At 45.5% G+C, this 7,597-nt stretch carries 5 protein-coding genes and 5 tRNA genes; 4 read left to right on the top strand and 6 right to left on the bottom strand.

Translation table 11 applies throughout. The annotated features are described in order from the left end of the window. Positions 1–27: 27 nt before the first annotated feature. The 6 genes from AACQ21_RS10025 to orn all read right to left on the bottom strand — a co-directional run bounded on the left by AACQ21_RS10025 (position 28) and on the right by orn (position 1,511). Positions 28–103, bottom strand: a tRNA-Gly gene (locus tag AACQ21_RS10025). Positions 104–136: 33 nt separating this feature from the next. Then, positions 137–213: transfer RNA gene (locus tag AACQ21_RS10020), tRNA-Met, on the bottom strand. A 153-nt stretch (positions 214–366) separates the two neighbouring features. Then, a tRNA-Gly gene (locus AACQ21_RS10015) sits at positions 367–442 on the bottom strand. Between the two features lie 33 nt (positions 443–475). Then, positions 476–552: transfer RNA gene (locus AACQ21_RS10010), tRNA-Met, on the bottom strand. A gap of 161 nt (positions 553–713) precedes the next feature. Then, positions 714–789, bottom strand: a tRNA-Gly gene (locus AACQ21_RS10005). A 176-nt stretch (positions 790–965) separates the two neighbouring features. Beyond that, entirely contained in the window at positions 966–1,511 is a 546-nt protein-coding gene (gene orn / locus AACQ21_RS10000; protein ID WP_010318948.1) for an oligoribonuclease, read from the bottom strand. 154 nt (positions 1,512–1,665) lie between these two features. On the opposite strand from orn, the gene rsgA reads away from it, so the two are divergent. From rsgA to AACQ21_RS09980, 4 genes are all read left to right on the top strand, one after another. Then, positions 1,666–2,727, top strand: a complete 1,062-nt coding sequence (rsgA, locus tag AACQ21_RS09995) for a small ribosomal subunit biogenesis GTPase RsgA (protein ID WP_105977188.1) — start codon at positions 1,666–1,668, stop codon at positions 2,725–2,727. 175 nt (positions 2,728–2,902) lie between these two features. Further along, positions 2,903–3,760, top strand: a complete 858-nt coding sequence (gene asd / locus AACQ21_RS09990; protein WP_105977187.1) for an archaetidylserine decarboxylase — start codon at positions 2,903–2,905, stop codon at positions 3,758–3,760. A gap of 212 nt (positions 3,761–3,972) precedes the next feature. Beyond that, a complete protein-coding gene (locus AACQ21_RS09985) occupies positions 3,973–5,388 on the top strand; it encodes an SLC13 family permease (RefSeq protein WP_017046690.1) in 1,416 nt (471 codons plus the stop codon). A 297-nt stretch (positions 5,389–5,685) separates the two neighbouring features. Beyond that, the gene (locus tag AACQ21_RS09980) at positions 5,686–7,566 is read left to right on the top strand and encodes a methyl-accepting chemotaxis protein (protein ID WP_105977186.1); all 1,881 of its coding nucleotides are present in this window, start codon (positions 5,686–5,688) and stop codon (positions 7,564–7,566) included. The last annotated feature ends 31 nt before the right edge of the window (positions 7,567–7,597 follow it).

The raw sequence follows: 7,597 nt of genomic DNA, 5'->3' as shown, positions 1-7,597 counted from the left end.
GCGCTATTCTTTTCTTCGAAAAGAATTTGGAGCGACACACGAGGTTCGAACTCGTGACCTCAACCTTGGCAAGGTTGCGCTCTACCAACTGAGCTAGTGTCGCAATGATTAATCGTATTTACGCTTAATCTAAATTTGGTTGCGGGGGCTGGATTTGAACCAACGACCTTCGGGTTATGAGCCCGACGAGCTACCAAGCTGCTCCACCCCGCGTCCGTATTGTGTCACCGTTAAGTACGGTGAAAACTTACACTCTCTAACAAGAGCATTTGTAGCGACACACGAGGTTCACTTTCTTTAAACAAAGAGTCGTGACCTCAACCTTAACTAGGTTGTGCAGCGCTATTCTTTTCTTCGAAAAGAATTTGGAGCGACACACGAGGTTCGAACTCGTGACCTCAACCTTGGCAAGGTTGCGCTCTACCAACTGAGCTAGTGTCGCAATGATTAATCGTATTTACGCTTAATCTGAATTTGGTTGCGGGGGCTGGATTTGAACCAACGACCTTCGGGTTATGAGCCCGACGAGCTACCAAGCTGCTCCACCCCGCGTCCGTATTGTGTCACTGTTAAGTACGATGAAAACTTAAACCTGTTCACTTTCTAACAAGAGAAAGTGCAGCGATACACGAGGTTCGCTTTCTTTAAACAAAGATGCGTGACCTCAACCTTAACTAGGTTGTGCGGCGCTATTCTTTTCTTCGAAAAGAATTTGGAGCGACACACGAGGTTCGAACTCGTGACCTCAACCTTGGCAAGGTTGCGCTCTACCAACTGAGCTAGTGTCGCATTCACAACGTTTCCGTTGTTCAGGGCTGCGAATTATAAGAGCATTTTCTTATGATGCAAGCCCTTACTGGCAAAAAATCTTTTTTTTTTTTTTTTGACGAAAAAGAACGCAAATATGGCGTATTAATCACAAAAACTGGTTAACACGCCATCACCAAAAAATGCCGTTCTGAAAATTAAATACTGAATATGGTCTTACGGTAGTACTGAAGCTCAGCAATAGACTCACGAATATCATCTAAAGCCAGGTGGCTACCTTGCTTAGAAAAGCCATCCAATACTTCTGGCTTCCAACGGCGAGTCAGCTCTTTTAGCGTACTGACATCCACATAACGGTAATGGAAGTAGGCTTCCAGCTCAGGCATATGTTTATAAAGGAAGCGGCGATCTTGCCCAATACTGTTGCCACAAATCGGAGATTTACCTTTAGGCACCCACTTTTCCAAAAACGTAATGGTCTGTTCAACCGCTTCTTGTTGTGTCACTGAGTCATGACGTACTCGCTCGACCAAACCGCTTTTGGTATGTGTGGTGGTGCACCATTCATCCATTTTAGCCAATTCAGCTTCTGATTGATGAACAGCCAACACTGGGCCTTCAGCCAAAATGTTCAACTCACTATCAGTCACAATGGTGGCAATCTCGATAATTTTGTGAGTTTCAGGGTCTAAGCCTGTCATCTCAAGATCAACCCAAATCAAGTTTTGATCGCTAAAAGACATAAATACGTTGCCTATATTGGTTTGCAGATAAAAAAGGTACTATACCCAAATTCAGATCCCCAAGATACCTTTGGACATTGGATCCAAACGGTATGATTTTGAGTAAAATCTCAACGTTGGATCAAAACGTATCATAATCATGAAGTAGATAATCGTGGCAAAGAAAAAGAAGCTGACGAAAGGTCAAGTACGACGCGTTCGTAATAATCAGAGTAAACGACTCAAAAAAGAGGACACAGTTTCGTGGGATGAAGCCATGCTCGGCACCGCAAAAACTGGGTTAGTGATTACTCGTTTTGGCCAACATGCCGATGTTGAAGATTTAGAGACTCACACCATCCACCGCTGTAATTTACGCCGAGGCATTGAAACGCTGGTCTCAGGAGATCGTGTTATTTGGCGACCTGGACTCGAATCAATGGCAGGAATCTCTGGCGTTGTCGAAGCGGTTGAACCGCGTAAATCGGTTCTGACTCGTCCAGATTATTACGACGGTTTGAAACCAGTAGCGGCAAACATTGATCAGATGGTCATTGTGTCATCCGTACTGCCAGAACTGTCACTCAATATCATCGACCGTTATTTGATCGCTTCAGAAACCGTGAATATTGCGCCGCTAGTGGTACTGAATAAGATTGATTTACTCAGCGATGAATTGCGTAACCAATATCAAGAGTCGTTACGTGTGTACGAACGCATTGGCTACAAAGTGCTTTTTGTCAGCAAAAAAAGCGGTGAAGGGATTGCTGAGTTAGAAGCGAAACTTGGCGGACGGATCAACATATTTGTTGGTCAATCTGGCGTCGGTAAATCCAGCCTAGTGAACGCATTAATGCCAAATTTGGAAGATGAAATTGAAGAAGGTGAAGTTTCTCAAGCATCTGGACTTGGTCAACATACCACCACTGCGGCTCGCTTGTATCATATCCCTACAGGCGGTGATTTGATCGACTCGCCGGGAGTGCGTGAATTTGGTTTATGGCACTTGGAAGCTGAAGCGATCACTGAAGCCTTTGTCGAATTTCGTCCCTTCTTAGGCGGCTGTAAGTTTAGAGACTGTAAACACGCTGACGATCCGGGTTGCTTATTACGTGAAGCGGTGGAAAAAGGTGATATTAGTAACACGCGCTTTGAGAACTACCACCGAATTTTAGAAAGCATGTCGGAAAACAAAGCTAACCGCCAATATTCGCGTAACAAAAAAGCGGATTTATAAATAGCATCGAGTTTTACCCCGGCAAATGTCCGCAGACTTGATCGATAAATTTTTTATCTGTCGCCATCGAATAATCCGTAAGCAATGGTGACTAACTGCTGACATGGTGAGAGTTTTTCAGTAACATCTCGCGCCCAAAGTGAAGAACATACAGTTAACATTGGAATCAGAGACAATGGATAAAATTAAAGTTGGACTGCAATACTGGATCCCACAACATGGCTTAACACGCCTGATGGGTAAACTCGCATCAGCGAAAGCTGGCGGTCTAACCACTGCAGTCATTCGTTGGTTTATTAAACAATATAATGTCAACATGGATGAAGCTCTGCATTCAGATCCTAGCCATTTCAAAACATTCAATGAATTCTTTGTTCGTGAATTGAAAGCCGATGCTCGGCCAATCAGTGACGGTGATAGCTTAATCACCCATCCGGCCGATGCTTGCGTTAGTCAATTCGGGCCGATTCAAGATGGCAAGCTGATCCAAGCGAAAGGCCACCATTTTACAGCGGTAGAATTGCTCGGTGGTGATGCCAAACTGGCGCAAGAGTTTGAAGATGGCGAATTTGCCACGCTTTATTTATCACCTCGCGACTACCACCGCGTACACATGCCTTGCGATGGCGTGTTACGTCAAATGATTTATGTTCCGGGCGATCTTTTCTCGGTTAACCCACTAACCGCCGAAAATGTACCGAACCTGTTTGCTCGCAATGAGCGCGTGGTGTGTATTTTTGATACTGAGTTTGGCCCAATGGCACAAGTGCTTGTCGGAGCGACCATTGTTGGCAGTATTGAGCTAGTTTGGTCAGGGACTGTCACGCCTCCGCGCGGCAATACCGTTTATCGCTGGGATTATCCAGCCCAAGGCAATACCTCTGTTGTACTGAAAAAAGGACAAGAGATGGGTCGCTTTAAGCTAGGCTCAACGGTGATCAACCTGTTTGCAAAAGATAAAATTTGCTTTGATGAGTCTATGCAACACAATGCTACAACGGTTATGGGTACTCCATACGCACAGCAACGTTAATCGCCATCTCTTAATGTTCCCTGCAAAATGCGTTAGCTCTGCATGTTCAGAGCTAACGCCTCTAGATATTTCGCTTTTTTCTTTATTGATAAAAAACAAAGCTGCTGCATATTCCTTCGCTAAAACTCAAAATTTCAAGCCGCGTCTAAGACCTTCATTCACATATCATTTACGCTAGTTACTTCAAGTTAACCTAATGAAGGTCATGTGATATGCCTACCATGAATACGGGAATGCTGATAAAGCTTGCGATCTGCTTTTTGCTGCCCATCGGTGTTTTACTGATGCCCATTGATGCAATACCGATTGATGACTTAACCTTAATTCAACATCGATTACTGGCTATTTTTTTATTGGCTGCTCTGCTTTGGGTATTGGAGCCAGTTCCTGTATTTGCCACCTCCATTTTGATCATTGCGCTCGAATTGGTGATGATTTCAGATAAAGGCTTGCATCTCTTTCGTTCGCCCCCCGCTGGGCATGATATCGGCGAGTTAATGAAGTACACCGATATTTTCAGCGCTTTCTCTTCACCGATTATTATCTTGTTCATGGGCGGCTTTGCACTGGCGATTGCTGCTTCTAAATATGAACTGGACAACAACTTAGCCCGAGTGTTACTCAAACCTTTTGGTACTCAACCCCGCTTTATTATGCTGGGGCTAATGTTGATCACTGCGGTATTTTCTATGTTTATGTCCAATACCGCGACTACTGTGATGATGCTGGCGCTGCTCGGGCCGATCGTCGCTTCAGCTCCAAAAGGGGATTTAGGCATCAAAGCCTTAGTGCTCTGCATTCCGATTGCAGCGAACACCGGTGGTATTGCCACGCCTATCGGTACGCCACCCAATGCGATCGCGCTGCAATATCTCACCGGAAGCAATAGCATTGATTTCTTTTCTTGGATGATGATGGGCTTGCCGTTTGTGATTATTCAGCTCACGTTAGCTTGGTTTTTGCTACAAAAACTATTTCCCTCTTCAGAAAAACAGATGGTGCTGAAACTAAACGGAACATTCCAAAAAAATTGGCGTGCAATCGTGGTCTACATTACTTTTGCCGCCACCATAGTTCTGTGGATGACCACCTCTCTACACGGCATGAACACCTATGTGGTATCTATTATTCCTTTGGCGGTTTTTACACTTACCGGCATTATGGGCAAAGAGGAACTGAAACAGATCAACTGGGACGTCTTGTGGCTAGTGGCTGGCGGGATAGCGATTGGAATTGGGCTAGATAAAACAGGGCTCGCTTCAGCATTAGCTCACGCGATTGATTACAGTTCTCTATCGCCTATCTCGGTCGTCATCACCCTGTCGCTCGTGTGTTGGATCATGGCAAACTTCATGTCCAATACCGCGACCGCTAACTTACTCATGCCGATCGCTGCCGCGATTGGCACATCCATGGAAAGCTTGGCCAGTATTGGTGGTATACAAAGTTTGTTAGTGGTTGTCGCCTTTTCTGCCTCACTGGGTATGATTTTACCTGTCTCAACACCACCAAACTCACTGGCCTATTCTACCGGGCTTATTGAGAGTAAAGACATGGCCAAAACAGGTCTGATTATTGGCGTTGTTGGCTTGTGCATTGTCTATGCTGCCGCGCTATTACTGACCTAACCTTTGGTGACTGCGACTTGCATTGAGCGTCAAGACTGAATGCAAGTCGCAAGATGAATCATCTCTATCTAAAACTCAGCAAAAATGACTCAACTGGATGAGTAATAATCGAGCTCGATCATATTAATCAACATCATATTTTCGTAGGATTAGCCTGTTTTAGTTATTCATTTATCTGAAGAACCATGAAAAGACCTCATCATTTGGCTGCAAATAAGCACGGGTGCCGTTAATTCATCTTTTTTCCGTTCTGATCTATCGACACGCTGTTGTCAAACCGTTCTAGGGGCATAACCCATGAGACATACCATCAAATTTAAAATTCAAGTGGCGATCGCCATTATCATTGCGATAGTCAGTGGTGTACAAGCTTGGATCTCCGTCAGCCAACTGCAACAGGAGACGACTCACGCCATCAATAGTGAAATGGAAAATGTCAGTCTCGCCACCAGCCGTTATATCAGTGATTGGCTTGGGATCCGCAGCAATATGATGTTGGCTAATGAATCTTTTATCGCCAGTAATGACAACGCAGATCAAGCGCTACTGGTCACCAAAAAAGGCGGTGATTTTCTTTCTGTCTATGCTGGCTTCAGTGATGGCAGCATTGCTTATGGTGATAAAACCGAAGATTGGCCAAGTGATTATGATCCAAGAACGCGCCCTTGGTATAAAGACGCAATGGCACAATCCGGCCTTATAATTACCGAACCCTACCAAGATTTTGATGGCAGCATCGTAGTCAGCTTCGCCAAAGCCTTTAAAGGTCAAAAGCAAGGTGTACTCGCCGCCGATTTAACCGTAACCAATCTCATTAAAGAGGTACTGAGTGTTAAACTCGATAACCAAGGCTTTGCGTTTCTAGTTGATGGCAATAACAATATTGTCGCCTATCAAGATGAAGCCTTAAGCCAAAAACCTTTAACCAATTTAAACAACGAATTAGATTCCCAGCATATGGCCAGCTTAGCTAAAGAGAATCGCGTTGATACTATTGTTTGGCCAAAGCAAGGCAACAAGTTGATTTACGTCTCACAAATACCGAATACTGATTGGTCGCTGGGCATTGTGGTGGATAAAGAGATGGCCTACGCCTCGGTTTCTGAGCAGATCACCTTTACCGCCATTGCCTCTTTAGTACTCTACATTATTATCGCCAGCATCAGCACTTGGGTTGTAACCCGCTTACTGCAACCACTGCAGGTATTGTCGAACGCTTTAGCGCAATTAGCGCAAGGAGAAGGCGACCTCACCCAACGCATCGACATTCGACGCATGGATGAAATCGGTGAATTGGCCGAGAAAGTGAATCTCTTTTTAAGTCAAATGCAGGAGATGCTGAAAGGGATCGTCAGCCGTAGCCAACAACTTTCCCAGCAAGCACAAGATGCCAATGACCTTTCTGCTCAAGCTTCCATGCGAGTTGAGCACCAACAAAATGATGTCAATCAAATAGCCACCGCGATTCACGAGATGTCGGCTACCGCCGCTGAGGTGGCTAGCCACGCCGAACTGACCGCTAGCGCGTCACAGGCATCGGCCTCAGCTTGTGATGACGGGCAGGCGGTTATCAAAAAGAATCGTGATTCCATTACTCACTTAGCCAATCAGGTCGATAGTGCGGCCAAAGTGATCCGAGAGTTGGAGAGCAATGCTCAAAGTATCAACCAGATCCTATCCACCATTCAAAGTATTGCCGAACAAACCAACCTGTTAGCACTCAACGCAGCGATTGAAGCGGCCCGCGCAGGTGACCAAGGCCGTGGTTTTGCTGTGGTAGCCGACGAAGTTCGTGTGCTCAGCCAACGTACACATGGTTCAACGGAAGAGATCCGCACCATGATAGAAACCTTGCAACGCAATACTCAACATGCGGTCGAGAATATGGAAGCCAGCACCAAACTGGCCGACCACAGTGTTGACTATGCCGAACAAGCTCACGACAGTTTAGTGCGGATCACGCAAGCCATTACCGAGATCAATGATATGGCCTTACAAATTGCCAGTGCCGCTGAAGAGCAGCGAGCCGTCAGCGAAGACATTAGCCGCAATACACAAGGTATCAAAGACGCTTCTGATGACCTTGCTAGTCAAACTCAGCAGAGCAGCCACAGCGCTCATGAAATGCATTTATCGGCAGAAGCCATGCGTAACGATATTCGCCGCTTCAAAGTATAAATCCCCTTGGCTTGCCTCTTTTAATCACCTT

This window comes from Vibrio sp. V01_P9A10T6 (assembly GCF_963877065.1).
Taxonomy (GTDB): Bacteria; Pseudomonadota; Gammaproteobacteria; order Enterobacterales; family Vibrionaceae; genus Vibrio; species Vibrio anguillarum.
This window is presented reverse-complemented; position numbering and strand designations above follow the sequence as displayed.

Excerpts from the sequence above, each read along its gene's own strand:
- orn (WP_010318948.1), bottom strand. The coding sequence starts at position 1,511 with ATGTCTTTTAGCGATCAAAACTTGATTTGGGTTGATCTTGAGATGACA.
- asd (WP_105977187.1), top strand. The coding sequence starts at position 2,903 with ATGGATAAAATTAAAGTTGGACTGCAATACTGGATCCCACAACATGGC.
- AACQ21_RS09985 (WP_017046690.1), top strand. The coding sequence starts at position 3,973 with ATGCCTACCATGAATACGGGAATGCTGATAAAGCTTGCGATCTGCTTT.
- AACQ21_RS09980 (WP_105977186.1), top strand. The coding sequence starts at position 5,686 with ATGAGACATACCATCAAATTTAAAATTCAAGTGGCGATCGCCATTATC.